The sequence below is a fragment of the Domibacillus sp. 8LH genome (assembly GCF_038806185.1).
In the GTDB taxonomy this organism is placed as follows: Bacteria; Bacillota; Bacilli; order Bacillales; family Domibacillaceae; genus Domibacillus; species Domibacillus indicus_A.
The window spans coordinates 1-266 of sequence record NZ_JAVJNG010000169.1; the positions used below are offsets into that span (position 1 = coordinate 1).

Here is a 266-nt window from a genome sequence, read left to right on the forward strand (position 1 = left end):
GCATCCCGCAGCCGCAGAGCGACATCCGCTCAATTGTCGTGACGCTGGAGCGCCCGCTGCCGCTGATGCAAATCTCCGACGTGATGGAAGGCCTGCTGCTGGAATACGCCGACAACCTGCTGCGCTACAAAGGCATTCTGTCTATCGAAGACGAACCGCGCCGCCTGCTGTTCCAGGGCGTGCAGCGGCTGTATAACGCCGACTGGGATCGGGAGTGGCTGCCTGGTGAGGAACGTCGGAGCACCTTGGTATTTATTGGTGTGGAT

1 protein-coding gene is annotated in these 266 nt (G+C 60.5%); it reads left to right on the forward strand.

Features of this window, described 5'->3' with window-relative positions; all coding sequences use genetic code 11:
* Positions 1-266, forward strand: a 266-nt coding sequence (locus tag RG959_RS24285) for a GTP-binding protein (RefSeq protein WP_342799317.1), incomplete at both ends; no start/stop codon positions are given.